The following is a 15,966-nucleotide window of genomic DNA, read 5'->3' as shown; positions in this document are numbered from 1 at the left end:
ACTGCAATTATCTTGATTTAAAATAACCTAGAAGTTTCTTAACGTAACTCTCACCAATTTCTATATCAATGCTTCCTGCTCCTGATCTAGAGAATAGTTTTTTAAATTGATCTTCCCTTTGTAAATAATTTTCTAAATACTTTCTTCTTCTTGTAGAATCTGAACTATTTATAAGTAGTTCCTGCCCTGTTTCGGGGTCGAAAATATTCATAATACCAACATTGGGAATTTCCTTCTCTCTTTTATCAAATACCCTTATAGCTGTTAAATCATGTTTTTTAGCAGTAATTTTTAAAGTAGGTTCAAATAAAGGAGTTATAAAGTCAGATAAAACGAAAACAATTGCTTTCTTTTTTATTACTTTAGATAAGTACTGTAAAGCAAGGCCTACATCTGTTTTGTTACTTTTTGGTTGAAAGTCAACCAATTCACGAATGATACGCAATACATGGGTTTTCCCTTTTTTGGGTGGTATAAATAATTCTATTTGATCAGAAAATAGAATTACTCCAATTTTATCATTGTTTTGAGTGGCAGAAAAGGCCAAAGTAGCAGCTATTTCTGTTACGATATCACTTTTGAATTCATCGGTAGATCCAAAGTCTTGAGAACCACTAATATCTACAAGTAGCATCATAGTTAACTCTCTTTCCTCTTCAAAAACCTTTATATAAGGTTCATTATACCTAGCAGTTACATTCCAGTCAATTGCCCGAATATCATCACCAAATTGGTATTGTCTTACCTCTGAAAAAGTCATCCCACGTCCTTTAAAGGAGGTATGGTATTCTCCGGAGAAAATATGATCACTTAAACGCTTGGTTTTGATTTCTATTTTTTTGACTTTTTTTAATAACTCTTTGGTATCCATAACAATATTCTATGCAAAAATGTTGAACCTTAAAAACCTATTTGCTTCATAACAAATAGGTTCGTTTATTTTAAATTATAGTTTATTAATGTCTATTAAGGAACTTCTATCTCGTTGACAATTTGGTTAATAATATCAACAGTTGTGATGTTTTCTGCTTCTGCTTCATAAGTTATTCCAATTCTATGGCGTAGTACATCAACAACTACGGCTCTTACATCTTCAGGAATAACATAACCTCTTCTTTTAATAAAAGCATAAGCTTTAGCTGCTGTAGCTAAGTTAATACTTCCACGAGGAGAAGAACCAAAACTAATTAGTGGCTTTAATCTTTCTAATTTGAAGTCTTCTGGATAACGTGTAGCAAAAACTATATCTAAGATATATTTTTCGATTTTCTCATCCATATAAACTTGTTTAACCACTTGTTGGGCTTTTAGAATTTGTTCTAAACTTACAACAGGGTTAATTACAGGTCTTTGACCTTCTAAATTTTGACGAATAATTAATCTTTCTTCTTCTAATTTAGGATAGTCTATTACAGTTTTAAGCATAAAACGGTCCATTTGAGCCTCAGGTAAAGGATAGGTTCCTTCTTGCTCAACTGGGTTCTGGGTTGCCATTACTAAGAAAGGGCGTGGTAATGGATAAGTTGTATCTCCAATGGTTACTTGCTTCTCTTGCATTGCTTCTAAAAGAGCAGATTGCACTTTTGCAGGAGCTCTGTTTATTTCGTCAGCAAGTACGAAGTTTGCAAAAATAGGTCCTTTACGAATCGAAAAATCATTTTCCTTTACGTTGTAAATCATCGTCCCAATAACATCAGCTGGTAATAAATCGGGAGTAAATTGAATTCTACTAAAGCTACCTTTTACAGCCTGCGCCAAAGTGTTAATTGCAAGTGTTTTAGCAAGTCCAGGAACACCTTCTAATAAAATATGTCCTTGGCCAATTAAGCCAATAAGCAGTCGATCAATCATATGTTTTTGACCAACAATTGCCTTGTTCATCTCCATGGTAAGGAGATCAATGAAAGCACTTTCTCTTTCAATTAGTTCATTTAACTCACGAATATCATAATTTGATGCTGTTGTATCCATACCTGTTTTTTTGTTTAAATACCCTCTTTTCTAATACTTTACGCAAATTGGAAAATTATTCCATACAAAGTTGTTAAAATATGGTTAAATATATAGTTTAAAATATTCAATTAACACTGATTTATATTTTTCTTTTTACTATTTTTAAGTACTAAAAATTAGTTAGTTGTGATTAATAAACGCCTACTTATAAAAAACATCCTGGCATACTATGATGAGAATAGCTTTTATGATAAGAAAAGGCAATTAAATCTTCATACTGCAAATGGAAAAGCAAAGTTTTTGAAGCACATTTGTGCACTGTCTAATTCAAATCCCTTGAATAATGCTTACCTTTTAGTAGGGATTGAAGATAAGGAAAATTCTATAATTGGCGTAGACTTTTATGATGATAGTAAAATTCAGAATTTGGTCAATGCGTATTTAGATAACCCACCTACTATAACGTATGATAATGTTTCTTTTGACTCTTTGTCCCAAGATAAAGTTATAGGATTAGTTACTATTGGTCCTAAATCTGGTTTAACCAGTTTTAAAAGAACAATATCTATTATAACTAAGGGGACCCACTTTTACCGTATAGGAAGTACTTCTGTGCCCAATGCAGAGGCAAGTGCTGTTCAAGATAATTCTGCAATGGTATCTAGTATTGAGAAGAACTCATGGAATAATCTTCAAACAACTCTTCAAAGTGTGGTTAATTTTGTGACAGTAACCCATAAAGATATGAAGCCCAAATACGAAGTTTTCAAAGAACAATTCGTTATTTGTTGGGCTGGTAATAAGACCATGGTCAAAGGCACTGCCTTTTATTCTCGTATGGATATTTCTTTTATCAATGAGCAAATTAAATTATTTTATTCTGATTTAGATTCGGTGACTCTTTTTTATAACCAAGATGAATTTGTTATCACAGAGTATTTAAATCTAGGTTTAAATGATAAAACTAGTTTTTATCCCTTTATGGAAGTAGCCATAAAATTTTTAGATAATGGCACCTATACTATGGAGCACACAATGCTCTTTGAAGCTCCAACTTATAACATAAATATTCTAAGACATATTTATCAAAGTTGCCTTAAGATTATTACTAAAATAACACAGTCGGTAAGTTTAACTTCCAAAGAAGAGAAAGGGCTCTCTAAGTTGTGTTTTAACCTTATGCTGTGTTATCTCAATGGAATGGATCAAGCCAAAGAAGATCTTTTAAGGATAAAAGATTATTTGAAGCAACATAAAGACCCAACCTTATTTAAAGACTTTAAAGAAGTAATGCGTATTTTGCGTAAACTGAAATATGAAAAGGAAATTGAAAATGAGTAGAACATTAGTTATTGGAGATATACACGGAGGTTACAAAGCTTTAGTCCAAGTTTTACAAAGGGCAGAAGTCACCCCTGAAGACAAGCTGATTTTTTTAGGGGATTATGTAGATGGATGGAGCCAGAGTCCACAGGTGATAGATTTATTATTAGAATTAGATAAGACCAATACTTGTATATTTTTAAAAGGTAATCATGAAGGTTTGTTTTTAGATTGGCTTAGTACAAGAAAAAGGAATGTCCTTTGGGAAAAGCACGGAGGCATGAGCACCATTGAAAGTTATGAGAACTTAGATGCTGTAACAATGGAAAAACAGCTTGAATTCTTTCACAATTTAAAGTATTATTACAAGGATGATCAAAATAGATTATTCGTACATGGAGGATTTACAAACCTGCGTGGAGTAGAGGCAGAATTTTTTCAAGAAAATTTGTTATGGGATAGAACGCTTTGGGAAATGGTTTTAAGTCTTGATATTAGCTTAACCCATGCGGACCCTTTTTACCCCCAAAGACTTAAACATTACCATGAAATATATATAGGACATACGCCTGTTACAAATGTTGGTTTTACAAGCCCAACTAATTGTGCAAATGTTTGGAATATGGATACAGGAGCTGCTTTTAAAGGCTGTGTTTCCATTTTGAATGTCGATAATAAAGAGTATTGGCAGAGCGATTCTTTGGTAAGTTTATACCCAAATGAGATAGGGAGGAATTAGTCATAAAACAGAAATTATTATCTTTACAGCAAATTGAAAAAAATATGAAAAGAATTATTCTAGGACTTCTCTTAGTAGGGTGTTCATTTAGTGGTTTTTCACAAGCACTGAATGAAGTAAAGGTAAATGTATTAAACGTTATTGTTTTAGGATCTGTTGAATTAGGTTATGAGCATTTTATAGACCATAATCAAAGTATTGGTGCTGACTTAATCATAAATGATCGTTTTTCTTATCATTCAGAAAGAGATAGTAAAGACCAAAAGTTTAAGACAAGTAGTCTTGCTTTTAACTACAACTATTATTTTGGAGGCAAAACAGGAGCCAATGGTAGTGGTTATGTGATAAGTCCTTTTGTTAAGTACAGGTTTGGTAACTTTAAGGAGAATAAGTTCGATACCACTTTAGATCAAAATATTCGTGTAAAAACAGATATGGATAGTTTTATTTTTGGTATTGGGGTAGGATATAAATGGGCACTTGGAGACTCCTTTACCATTAGTCCATTTGCAAGTATTGCACGTAACTTTAGCTCAAAAGTAAATGATCGTTTTTCAGCAATTGAGTTTAATGCTGGATTAAATTTAGGATATAGATTTTAATTAGAAAATACATCTACACATGTAGTTTCTCTTTAAATAAAAAAAGCGTTAAGTATACTTAACGCTTTTTTTTGTCCTTTATATAATTTACTTGGTATGTTTTTTATCGGCTTGTAAAACAGTGTGACAAGATTTACATGTTCTTAATTCTAAAGAATTATAAAATGTTTCAAAATGCTTTAAAAAATCTGTCTCTATATCTTCTAATACAAAATATACTTCATAGAGTTTCTCATTACAATTTTCGCAATACCATATTAAACCATCCTTACTATTGGCTGCTTTTCTTTTTTGCTCTACCACAAGACCTACAGAATCTTTTGTTCGAATAGGTAAATGGGGTACTTTGGGTGGAAGTAGAAAGATATCTCCCGCTTCAAGGGTAATTCTTTTACGCTGGTTGTTTTCTTGTATGTCAATATAGATTGTTCCCTGAAGTTGAAAGAAAAATTCCTCAGATTCATTATAATGAAAATCTTTGCGGGCATTTGGGCCACCAACAACCATTACAATATAATCATCAGAAAGAGGGTAAATATTTTTGTTCCCCACTGGTGGCTGTAATAAATGTTTGTTTTCTTCAATCCATTTATAAATATTAAATGCCGGTTTTACTGTCATATTTTTTAAAACTAATTGCTTCGAGTTAACCATAATTGTGGATTATTAATATCCGTATTATGCGTTAATAAGAATTTTAAAATTGTTTTTCCTGAACTATTTGTGTTAATAGTTCCAATATCTTGTTTTAAGGTTACTTTTTGTCCAGGGCTTACCCAAACTTGGTTCAAATTTTGGTAAACTGTAATATAGTCCCCATGTTGAATTAAAACAGCTTTATTTCCACCAGATAAAACTTGTACTTGAAGTACCTCTCCTTGGAAAACAGCTCTTGCTTTAGAACCAGGTTCAGTTGAAATTTCTAAACCACTGTTGTGAATAGTTAGGTGTTTTTGGGTGTGGTGAGGCTGGTCTCCATAACCAAGAGAAACATATCCTTTTTCCACTGGCCAAGGTAGTCTACCCTTATTGGCTTTAAAGTTGCTGGCCTCTATTTTTCCCTCTGGAGTTAATTCAAAGGTTGCTTTGGCAGTAGAAGTGCTAGTTGTAGATTTTCCTGCTGCTTCTCTTGCCTTTTTATTTGCTAATGCAATGGCTTCTTGAATTAACTTTTTGATTTGTCTATCAATTTGATCGGTTTGCTTTTGCTTTTCAACAATTTGGGCATTATAGGTTTTTTGGTCTTTTTTTACCAAAGCGATTAGCTCTTTTTGTTTACCTAAATCATCCTCTAAAGCCTTTTGACTTTTTTGCTGCTCTGCTAAAAGTGCTCTTTGTTTAACTTTCTGCTTTTCTAAATCAGCAATAGCTAGATCCAATATTTTAGCCTTTTCTTGTAATTCAATGGCCTGCTCATTCCTATATTGAGCATATTGTTTTAAATATTGTACCCTTTTATAAGCTTGTAAAAAGTTATCCGAAGACAAAATATACATCAACTTACTTTGATTAGATTTACTTTGATAGCTTTTTACTATAATTTGGGCATAGTCTTGTTTTAAAACTTCAATTTCTTTTTGCAGTTTAGTGATTTCAGCTTGCTTTTGATTAATGGATCTATTGGTTGCTTGTATTTGCTGCTGAACATTCTTAATCAAAGCTTGATTTAGAGAAATCTTGCGATTATACTCTTGGATTTCGGATAATATATTTCTTTCCTTAGTTTGCTCTACCTGTAATAGCTTTTGCACAGACTTAATTTCAATTAAGATCTGTTGCTTTTTGCGCTCAAGTTGAGCTTGGGTTTGTTGAGCATAAACCCCAAGAGTACATAAACTAAGAAGTAGAGTAATATAAATAGATCTCATGAAAATAGACTTAATTGAAAGTTATACGCGTATATCCTTTAGGAACATTATAGTGTAAATTAATTTGTTCATTAAAAGAAACCTTGTCGTAACGTAGGTCCAAATTTATAACTTTTTCTTGTTGTGCTTGTATATTAATTTGATTTGGAGCAGTATATTTTCCAATTTTCTTATAAGAATCATAATTAATAGTAACGATTCTCTGATTTTCTGGTTCTATTATTTGTTCTTTTTTAAGTAATGCGTTTTTATCTTCAAAGAAGTAATTTGATGCATTACCATTATCTTCTATAGAAGATACTTTATGCCATCCTTTTTCAATAGAGGATTGGAGTACTTCTTGCTTATTATAGCTATCTAGGACTTGTCCTAAGAAAAGATTTTGAAGGCGATTAAAATTAAGCTCCGTCCCTAACCATGTATTTAATATGGAATAATCCCCATCGAAGTATACCTTATTAATTTTATCATAGTATTGGATTTGATCTGGATTGATCAAAGCTTTAGCAACTGGAAAACCAAGAAAACGAATATCAAGTAGGATATTTCTATCCTTCTCAATGGCTATATCAAGAGTGAATCTCTGGTTCTTAGTTCCATCTTGTTGATAGTTGGCAGTCGTTCTAATTAATGCTGTATCAAATGCTTGTGCATTTTTAGCATGTTCATTTAAAACCTTTAAGGCAGTTTTATTATGAGTAGCATCTTTTTCAACAATATCGTATATAGCTTTATCTTTTTTACAGCTAGCCAATAAGGTTAGGCAAAAAAGAAAGAAAATTATTTTCTTTTGCATTTTTCTTACATTTTATTTACCATGAAATATAGCTAAAAAAAATCCGTTTCAAATAATTTTAAAACGGATTTAAGAATTTCTTATTTAAGAACGCTGTAATCTCCTATACTTATATCAGAGTGTTGTGCGTTATAATTCACGTGATTTCCAATCATTGCATTGTCTAAAGTAGCATTGCTAATGGTAGAGTTAGTTTGAATTAAACTATTTTTAATCGTTGAATTTTCAATTTTAGTGTTTTCACCAAGAGAAACATTTGGACCAATAGTAGAGTTAATTAGAACTACATTATCTCCAATGTAACATGGAGCAATAATAGTACTATTTTCCAATTGGATATCTTTAGAGATATAATTTAGATTTTCTTTTTCTAAAAACTCTAACATTCTGTTATTTGTATCCACTGTTGCATCTTTATTTCCACAATCCATCCAATGGTCAACTTTACCAGGAACAAAGATTTGACCTTTTAACTTCATGTTTTCAAGTGCATCAGTTAATTGGTATTCTCCACCTTTTATAATGTTATTGTCTAAAAGATACTCTAATTCACTTCTTAGGTTTTCTCCACTTTTAAAATAGTAGATACCAATTATGGCTAAATCAGAAACAAAGTCTTTTGGTTTTTCAACAAAATCTACGATTTGGTTTTGCTCATTTAGTTGAACAACTCCAAATGCACTAGGATCTTCTACTTGTTGTACCCAAATTACACTATCTGCTTTTGTATCTAAATTAAAGTCTGCTCTAAATAAAGTGTCCGCATAAGCAACAACAATTGGACCTACCATTGCTTCTTTAGCACAAAGGATAGCATGAGCTGTACCTAATGCTTCATTTTGGTAACATATAGTACCTTTAGCTCCTAAGTCATTTGCAATTTTGATCAAATCTTCTTCAACTTGTTTTCCAAAGCTTTCATGGATAATAAAAGCGATTTCATCAATTGGGTCATTTAAAACTTTTGCAATATCTTGTACTAAGTGGTGTACTATTGGTTTTCCTGCAATAGGAATTAATGGCTTAGGAACAGTTAAAGTATGAGGACGTAATCTAGATCCTCTTCCTGCCATTGGTACGATTATTTTCATTTTGTAATTTTTTTAGTATTTATTTTACACCAGTACTTCCGAATCCACCTTCTCCTCTTTGAGTTTGGCTTAATTCCTCTACTGGTACCCAAGTAGCTTGCTCAAAAGTTGCAATAACCATTTGGGCAATTCTTTCCCCATTCTCAATAGTAAATGAGTCATTGGATAGATTTACAAGAATCACGCCAATTTCACCACGATAATCTGCATCAATTGTACCTGGTGAATTTAAAAGAGTAATTCCATGTTTAGCAGCTAAACCACTTCTAGGTCTTATCTGTGCTTCATAACCTTCAGGTAACTCTAGGTATAATCCCGTTGGAATAATAGCTCTTTCTAATGGACCTAATGTTACTGCTTCCGCCAAGTTTGCTCTAAGATCCATTCCTGCGGACTGTGAAGTTTGATAATTTGGTAGTGGGTGTTGTGATTTATTAATTATTTTTACTGCTGTCATAAGTTGAGAATTAAATATCTAACAAATATAAAAAAGATATAAGCAACTAAAAAGAGTTATGCCCTTGTAATGAAAATTATATTGTTTTTACGCTTTAAGTTGTTGTATTTAGCTGTTTTCAAGCTAGAGTTCGTATTTTTGTTTTGTTAACTTTATGCTATGGAAGAAAAACAACCTAAGTGGTTCTCATTAGATGTTATACTCAATCGAGTAAAGGAAATCTTTGATTCTTCTATTTCCGGTAAAACCTTTTGGTTGAAGGTGGAAGTAGCTCAATTAAAAAAAGATAGACGCGGACACTATTATTTGGAGCTAGTAGAGAATAAACAAGGTGTTACATTAGCAAAGGCTAGGGCCACAATATGGAGGCAATCTGCTTTGGCTATTGAGGATAATCTAGGAGAAAAAAAAGATAGTATTCTTAAAGAAGGTGCTCAAATATTGTGTTTGGGTGAAGTTATTTTTAGTCCTATTTACGGATTATCTATCAATATTTTAGATATTGATTTGAGTTTTTCTTTAGGAGAAGTAGAACGTAAAAAACAACAAGCCATATTAACCTTGCAACAACAAGGGTTAATTGATTTAAATAAACAAGTTCCCCTACCAGTGGTTGTTCAAAAGATAGCTGTATTAGCCTCGGTGAATTCTGCTGGGTATATGGATTTTATCAATCAATTAGAAACAAACGAGTATAGTTTTTACTTTTCTATTAGCAGTTATGATACAAAAGTACAAGGAGATAGAGCTCACCTAGAAATCCTTGAAAAGCTGCATAGTATAAAAAAAAACCATTATGATGTGGTAGTTTTATTAAGAGGAGGAGGAGCAGCCATGGATTTAGATGTATTTAATAATTTAGCTCTTTCCAAGTGTATTGCTACCTTTCACACGCCTGTTTTTACAGCTATTGGACATCAAACCGATACAAGTGTGGTAGACTTTGTCGCTAACCATTCATTTAAAACTCCAAGCGCTGCAGGTGCATTTATCGTGGAGAGAAATTTTAAATACTGGATTAAAATGAAAGATTTGTTTTTTCAAATTAAACAGTACTATGGTAGTATTAAGGAACAGCAAAACTTTTTAATTTCTCAAAGAGCCCTTACCTTATCTAATTTAGGGAAATCTACTACAATAAAGAAAATGTCCCAGATAAATTCTTTGCAAAGTCAACTATCTTTGATGGTGAGAGAACCTGTTTTTAAACAAACTATTTCTTTAGAATCTATTGCTCAACAAGTAGGGGGTATTGCGAAAGCTTCTTGTACAGAGCAACTGCAGCACTTAATACAAAAAAGCTCTAATATAGCTTTGTTTACTAGTAGTACTAGAAAATCCGCCGAATATCAGTTAACTAACCAACAGGAGTTATTGGGGTTCTATGCCAAGAGTTTATTGAAGAAAAATCAAATACAGCAGGATCAAAATAGCCAAATGCTACAAGCTTACGATTTAGAAAGTGTTCTTAAAAAGGGCTTTTCTATTGTTCGATTAAAAGATAAAATATTAACGAAAGATACTGTTTTGAAAATAGGTGACGTTTTAGAAATCCAAATCTTAGACAAAGCTTATTTAATTACCATTAAAGATTTTAAAGAGACGATATTATGGAAGAACTTACTTATGAAAAAGCCTCAAGAGAATTAGAGCTAATTCTAGGTCAACTTAAAGAAGATCAGGTTGGTATAGATGAATTAGCTACTAAAGTAGAGAGGGCCTCAGAGTTGATTGCGTTTTGCAAGAAAAAACTAATGGACACTGAAAAGAAAGTAGATCAGATTATTGACAAGTTAGAGATGTAATAAACCACAAGAGGTTAGCCCTATGAGCTAACCTCTTGTAGTTTATTTTAAGAAAAGTTGTTTTGGGTTCTTTGTGTAAAATCCCTTACATCATCCGAAGAAGGCAATTCGAATACTTCTAAATGGAAGTAATCTACTGCTGCTAAGACATGATCAAAAATATCGGCCATTACATTTTCATAAAACAGCCATAAGGTACTATTGGTAAACATATAAAGTTCCAATGGCAATCCATGTGGTGTGGGTTGTAGATGTCGAACCATGATAAAATATTCTTTGTGAATATTAGGATTTTGTTGGACATAGCGTAAAACATAAGCTCGAAATAATCCAATATTGGTAATTCTCCTACCATTAACAGGCATGGATTGATCTGCATGTGTGTCCGCATTATATTTCTCAATTTCCTGTTGCCTTTCCTCTATATAAGGTTTAAGGATTTGAATTTTCTTTAATTGCTCAATTTCATTTTCTTCTAAGAATCGGATAGAAGAAATCTTAATATTTATGCTGCGTTTTATCCTTCTACCACCTGAGTTTTGCATTCCTCTATAGTTTTTAAAGGAATCACTAATAAGTAAGTAGGTAGGAATGGTTGTAATGGTTTTATCAAAATTCTGTACTTTTACAGTACTTAGGTTTATTTCTAATACTGTACCATCAGCTCCAAACTTAGCCATTTCTATCCAATCTCCCACTCTAACCATGTCGTTGGTAGAAACTTGAATACTCGCTACAAAGCCCATAATGGTGTCTTTGAAAATAAGCATTAAAATGGCAGAAGCAGCTCCAATAGAGGCGAAGAAAGTATTGAGATCTTTACCTGTGATGCTAGAGAATATAATAATTACCGCAAAGGAATATATTATAATGGTTGCAACTTGGGAATAACTATCAATTGGCTTATCTGCTAGTTTTGGATTGGTTTTAGCATAATCTCTTATACTTTTTATTATAGAGCGTAGCATTGCAGTTACGGCTATAATGAAAAAGATATTTGTAATTACAATTGTAAAATGGGTTAAGCTTTTAAATCCTGTGAATATTATTGGAAATAGTATCCTAGCAAGGGTAATGGGTATTAAGTGGGTAAGATTATCAAGTACTTTGTTCTTTACTAAGATATCGTCAAATTGCGTTTTGGTTTTTGCAGCGAATTTCTTAACTATACTTATGATGATGTTTTTTAAGACATAATCTAAAACAAGCATGAAAAAGGTAAAAGACAATAGTAGAATAATGGTTGCAACTACCTGGGTTTCATATTTAGATAGTTGTAAAAAGGATAAACTTTCAAAAAACCAATAGTAGATTTTGTTGAACTCTGTTGGGTCCACCAGTTCGTTTATTTGTAAAGTTGAAAGTAATGGCGTAGACATATAATTAGTAGCTTAGCTCTTTTTAGTTTATTAAAAGATAGAATAAATTATACCTAATAATTACTTATTAGGTATAGGAATAAAAATAATACTTTAAACAAGGACTTTCTAATTAATGTTTTGTAACATTTGATTGATTTTGTCCAAGTTTGGCGTTAGAATAACTTCGATACGTCTGTTTTTTGCCTTGCCTTCTGTGGTAGTATTCTCGGCAATAGGGGCATACTGACTTCTAGCTGCTGCAGTTAAGTTCTTTTTATCTACTTGTTCATTTTTAGCGATAATTTCTACAATAGTAAGCGCTCGTTTTGAAGAAAGATCCCAGTTTGTTTTAACACCTTCTCCTAAGTTACCTAAAATTTTATCATTATCCGTATGTCCTTCGATTACTACAGTAATATCAGGATTTTGAGCTAATACTTTACTTAGTTCTTCTATAGCCTTTTGACCTTCTGTGTTGATAGACCAACTACCAGATTTAAATAAAAGTTTATTCTCCATAGAAACGTATACTCGCCCATTCTTTTGTTCAATGGTAAGCCCTCGTCCTTCGAAATCATTTAATGCGGCGGATAAATTATCACGTAAAAGGCGCATTTGAAGATCGTTTGCCTCGATGATACTTTCTAGGTCTTCTACGCGTTTTGATTTTTGTTCTAAATCGCTTTTGGCTTTAGCTAATCTAGCTGCCTCGGCCTCTAAAGACTCTTGGGAATACTTTTCTAAATTAGTGTAAGACATTTCTAAGTCTTTTAGACGATTTTTTGCAGCGGCGATTTCAGCATTTAGGTTTAGTCTTTCTTGCTGTAATTCTTTTAACTGGGCTGCTAAATCTCTTTTTATTTTTTCTAGATCATTATTGGAACTATTTAATAATTGAAGGTCATAATCTAGTTTTTGATTTTCTAGTTGCGCTTCTTTTAACTGACTATCTAGTTCGTTATATAACTTTCGTGTTACACAAGAGGAAAGAAAAGTAATACATACTAGACTTAAAGCAAAATATTTAATTCTCATGCTGTTGATTTTTTAAGGTTTAATTTGAACTACAATTGGGCAATGATCTGAATGCATAACAGATGGAAGTATACATGCATGCACTATACGCTCTTGCATTGGCTCGGCAACCATATTATAATCAATTCTCCATCCTTTATTGTTGTTACGTGCGTTTGCTCTATAAGTCCACCAACTATATTGGTGAGGCTCTTTATTAAACATACGGAAGCTATCAATAAAGCCATGATTGATAAATTTGTCTAGCCAAGCTCTTTCTTCTGGTAGGAAACCCGAGTTTTTTGCATTCCTAATAGGATCGTGAATATCAATGGCTTGGTGACATATATTGTAATCTCCACAGATGATTAAGTTTGGTATTTCTTTTTTTAATTCATTTATATAGTCGAAGAATGCGTCCATATATTGGTATTTGAAATCAAGTCTAGCAATATTACTAGCGGAAGGCAAGTATAGAGACATTACTGAAAAAGTATCATAATCTACCCTTAAGTTTCTTCCCTCAAAATCCATATAATCAATGCCTGTTCCGTAAACTACATTGTTAGGTTTGGTTTTACACAATATTGCTACTCCACTATATCCTGCTTTGTCAGCACTAAAATAATATTGGTGCTCATAACCTGCCTCGGATATTAAATCTGTGGGTATTTGTTCTGGTTTGGCTTTTATTTCTTGCAAACAAATAATATCAGCATCTTCTTCTACTAACCATTCTAATAAGCCTTTTTTTATTGCAGCTCTAATTCCATTTACATTGTAGGAAATAATTTTCATTTTATTGTTTGTTTTTTATTGTTTGCTCAAAAATATAAAAAATATAACTTAAAGTTTGTTATGTTAAGGTGGTTTTAATACAATATTTATTTTGTGATGAATCCTTTGGAAAAACCAGCTTTTTTGTTGAATTAAAAATAAAGGTTGTAGCTAAAGTTTTTAGTATATTTGTGGTACTTAATTTTAATATGAATGGGGTTAGTAACGGCTAAAGAAGTAGCAAAAGCAATTAATCTAGATAAGTACGGATTTTTAGGTACATTATCTGGTTGGATGTTAATGAAAGCGTTGAAAATAAGCACTTTAAATGAAATATATGATCGAAATAAACATTTAGATGATTTAGAATTTTTAAATGCTATTTTAGAAGAATTTCAAATTGAATTTGAAATCGACCCTGAAGAATTAAAGCGTTTACCTAAAAAGGGGCCTTATATTACTATTTCAAATCACCCATTAGGGGGCATCGATGGTATTTTACTTCTAAAGTTAATGCTAGAGCATGATCCAGAATTTAAGATTGTAGCCAACTTTTTATTGCATCGTATAGAGCCTTTAAAGCCTTATATAATGCCAGTAAATCCTTTTGAAAGTAATAAAGATTTAAAGTCTAGTGTAATCGGACTTAAGGACACTTTAAGACATTTAAGTGATGGAAAGCCTTTAGGTATTTTCCCTGCTGGTGAAGTTTCCACTTATAAAGATGATGAATTAATCGTAGATAAACCATGGGAAGAAGGAGCCATTAAGCTTATAAAGAAAGCCAATGTTCCAGTTATACCGATTTATTTTCACGCTCAAAATAGTAAGTTGTTTTATTTTTTATCTCAAATTAATCCAACTTTACGCACAGCCAAATTACCTTCCGAATTATTGACCCAGAAAAACAGGGTGATTAAAATTAGGATTGGTAGACCAATTTCTGTGGAGGAGCAAAATGAGCATTATGACCTAAAGGACTACGGTAACTTTTTGCGTTTTAAAACTTATTTATTATCTAATGCTTATAAAGGAGATGATAAAAAGTGGATCAAAGTTCCATCTTTTAGTTTTAAGTTACCTAAAACAATTAAAGATATTGCAGAACCAAGCTCTTCGGAGTTAATTCTTCAAGAAGTAAATAGCCTTAGAGAGGGGAATTCTCGTTTGCTAGAAAGTAAAAATTACGAAGTTTTCTTATGTAAGGCGGATAAAATCCCAACAATAATGAGGGAAATTGGTCGCTTACGTGAAATAACTTTCCGACAAGTAGGAGAGGGAACCAATAACTCCTTGGATTTAGATCGCTATGATAATTATTACCATCATATGTTTTTGTGGGATACCCAACAAAAGCAGATTTGTGGGGCTTATCGTATGGGATTAGGAGCTGAGATATATAAGAAGTATGGTATTAATGGATTTTATCTAAACGAATTATTCCGTTTTGAATCAGAGCTTTACCCAATGTTATCCGAATCCATTGAAATGGGACGTGCCTTTATAATTAAAGAGTACCAGCAAAAGCCAATGCCATTGTTTTTATTATGGAAAGGAATTGTGCATACTACCCTTCGTTATCCAGAGCATAAGTATTTAATTGGTGGAGTAAGTATAAGTAACCAATTTTCGGATTTTTCTAAGTCACTGATGATTGAATTTATGCGTTCTCATTATTTTGATCCTTATATTGCTCAGTATGTTACCCCAAAGATGGCTTATAAAGTAAATTTAAAGGACAACGAAAAGGATTTGATATTCAATGAGACCGAGTCAGATTTGAATAAATTTGATAAAATAATTGAAGATATTGAACCAGGGAAGCTTCGTGTACCTGTTTTAATAAAAAAGTACATAAAGCAAAACGCAAAGGTTATAGCTTTTAATGTAGACCCATTATTCAATAATGCGATAGATGGTTTAATGTACATCAAGATTTCAGATTTACCCGATAGTACTGTTAAGCCAGTTATGGAAGAATTTGAAGCAGAAATTGAAAGACAAAATAAGCAGGAATAGATAGAAAATAAAAATCCCTTCTAACAGATTAAAGTAGACATGCCCCAAAAAGTTAGACACTTTTTGGGGCATTTTTTATGAGTAAAAAACAGATATATAATTATGAATTTAAGTTGCGTTTAGTAACTATAATTTCAAATGGGGAGAATAGTATAAAAGGG

At 32.2% G+C, this 15,966-nt stretch carries 16 protein-coding genes; 6 read left to right on the top strand and 10 right to left on the bottom strand.

What is annotated here, in order from left to right:
* Window positions 1-7: 7 nt before the first annotated feature.
* Window positions 8-871, bottom strand: coding sequence for a DUF58 domain-containing protein (locus ACYSNM_RS11555; protein WP_461757057.1), 864 nt, complete (start codon window positions 869-871; stop codon window positions 8-10).
* 95 nt (window positions 872-966) lie between these two features.
* Window positions 967-1,971: an AAA family ATPase gene (locus tag ACYSNM_RS11550; protein WP_461757056.1), complete on the bottom strand. Its 1,005-nt coding sequence runs from the start codon at window positions 1,969-1,971 to the stop codon at window positions 967-969.
* Window positions 1,972-2,139: 168 nt separating this feature from the next.
* On the opposite strand from ACYSNM_RS11550, the gene ACYSNM_RS11545 reads away from it, so the two are divergent.
* Genes ACYSNM_RS11545 through ACYSNM_RS11535 form a run of 3 tightly spaced genes read left to right on the top strand, consistent with a single transcriptional unit; the run spans window position 2,140 to window position 4,617 of the window.
* Complete coding sequence (locus ACYSNM_RS11545) at window positions 2,140-3,294, top strand: DUF5929 domain-containing protein (RefSeq protein ID WP_461757055.1); 1,155 nt, start codon at window positions 2,140-2,142, stop codon at window positions 3,292-3,294.
* A complete protein-coding gene (locus tag ACYSNM_RS11540) occupies window positions 3,287-4,015 on the top strand; it encodes a metallophosphoesterase family protein (protein ID WP_461757054.1) in 729 nt (242 codons plus the stop codon). Before ACYSNM_RS11545 ends, ACYSNM_RS11540 begins: the two co-directional genes overlap by 8 nt.
* Window positions 4,016-4,059: 44 nt before the next feature.
* Window positions 4,060-4,617, top strand: a complete 558-nt coding sequence (locus tag ACYSNM_RS11535; RefSeq protein WP_461753381.1) for a DUF3575 domain-containing protein — start codon at window positions 4,060-4,062, stop codon at window positions 4,615-4,617.
* An 87-nt stretch (window positions 4,618-4,704) separates the two neighbouring features.
* On the opposite strand, the gene ACYSNM_RS11530 is transcribed toward ACYSNM_RS11535, so the two are convergent.
* The 5 genes from ACYSNM_RS11530 to dut all read right to left on the bottom strand — a co-directional run bounded on the left by ACYSNM_RS11530 (window position 4,705) and on the right by dut (window position 8,829).
* Window positions 4,705-5,238, bottom strand: a complete 534-nt coding sequence (locus tag ACYSNM_RS11530; protein WP_461757053.1) for a 3-hydroxyanthranilate 3,4-dioxygenase — start codon at window positions 5,236-5,238, stop codon at window positions 4,705-4,707.
* An 11-nt stretch (window positions 5,239-5,249) separates the two neighbouring features.
* Window positions 5,250-6,485, bottom strand: a complete 1,236-nt coding sequence (locus ACYSNM_RS11525; RefSeq protein ID WP_461757052.1) for a murein hydrolase activator EnvC family protein — start codon at window positions 6,483-6,485, stop codon at window positions 5,250-5,252.
* 10 nt (window positions 6,486-6,495) lie between these two features.
* Entirely contained in the window at window positions 6,496-7,281 is a 786-nt protein-coding gene (locus ACYSNM_RS11520) for a DUF4292 domain-containing protein (protein ID WP_461757051.1), read from the bottom strand.
* A gap of 80 nt (window positions 7,282-7,361) precedes the next feature.
* Window positions 7,362-8,372, bottom strand: coding sequence for a sugar nucleotidyltransferase (locus ACYSNM_RS11515; RefSeq protein WP_461757050.1), 1,011 nt, complete (start codon window positions 8,370-8,372; stop codon window positions 7,362-7,364).
* A gap of 19 nt (window positions 8,373-8,391) precedes the next feature.
* Window positions 8,392-8,829, bottom strand: coding sequence for a dUTP diphosphatase (gene dut, locus ACYSNM_RS11510; protein WP_461757049.1), 438 nt, complete (start codon window positions 8,827-8,829; stop codon window positions 8,392-8,394).
* A 159-nt stretch (window positions 8,830-8,988) separates the two neighbouring features.
* Between dut and xseA the strand changes: the two genes are divergently transcribed.
* Together xseA and xseB are read left to right on the top strand one after the other, a co-directional pair.
* The gene (xseA, locus tag ACYSNM_RS11505; RefSeq protein ID WP_461757048.1) at window positions 8,989-10,479 is read left to right on the top strand and encodes an exodeoxyribonuclease VII large subunit; all 1,491 of its coding nucleotides are present in this window, start codon (window positions 8,989-8,991) and stop codon (window positions 10,477-10,479) included.
* Window positions 10,440-10,634 (top strand): exodeoxyribonuclease VII small subunit, encoded by a 195-nt coding sequence (gene xseB, locus ACYSNM_RS11500; protein ID WP_461757047.1) that lies wholly within the window; start codon window positions 10,440-10,442, stop codon window positions 10,632-10,634. The genes xseA and xseB overlap by 40 nt, the downstream gene beginning before the upstream one ends.
* A gap of 47 nt (window positions 10,635-10,681) precedes the next feature.
* On the opposite strand, the gene ACYSNM_RS11495 is transcribed toward xseB, so the two are convergent.
* From ACYSNM_RS11495 to ACYSNM_RS11485, 3 genes are all read right to left on the bottom strand, one after another.
* Window positions 10,682-12,013, bottom strand: coding sequence for a mechanosensitive ion channel family protein (locus tag ACYSNM_RS11495; RefSeq protein ID WP_461753389.1), 1,332 nt, complete (start codon window positions 12,011-12,013; stop codon window positions 10,682-10,684).
* A gap of 108 nt (window positions 12,014-12,121) precedes the next feature.
* Complete coding sequence (locus ACYSNM_RS11490; RefSeq protein ID WP_461757046.1) at window positions 12,122-13,030, bottom strand: OmpA family protein; 909 nt, start codon at window positions 13,028-13,030, stop codon at window positions 12,122-12,124.
* Between the two features lie 12 nt (window positions 13,031-13,042).
* Complete coding sequence (locus ACYSNM_RS11485) at window positions 13,043-13,807, bottom strand: exodeoxyribonuclease III (protein WP_461757045.1); 765 nt, start codon at window positions 13,805-13,807, stop codon at window positions 13,043-13,045.
* A gap of 192 nt (window positions 13,808-13,999) precedes the next feature.
* Here ACYSNM_RS11485 and ACYSNM_RS11480 point away from each other — a divergent pair, with 192 nt between their 5' ends.
* Window positions 14,000-15,805, top strand: a complete 1,806-nt coding sequence (locus ACYSNM_RS11480; protein WP_461757044.1) for a GNAT family N-acyltransferase — start codon at window positions 14,000-14,002, stop codon at window positions 15,803-15,805.
* The last annotated feature ends 161 nt before the right edge of the window (window positions 15,806-15,966 follow it).

Source organism: Myroides sp. LJL116, from assembly GCF_054871685.1.
This window is presented reverse-complemented; position numbering and strand designations above follow the sequence as displayed.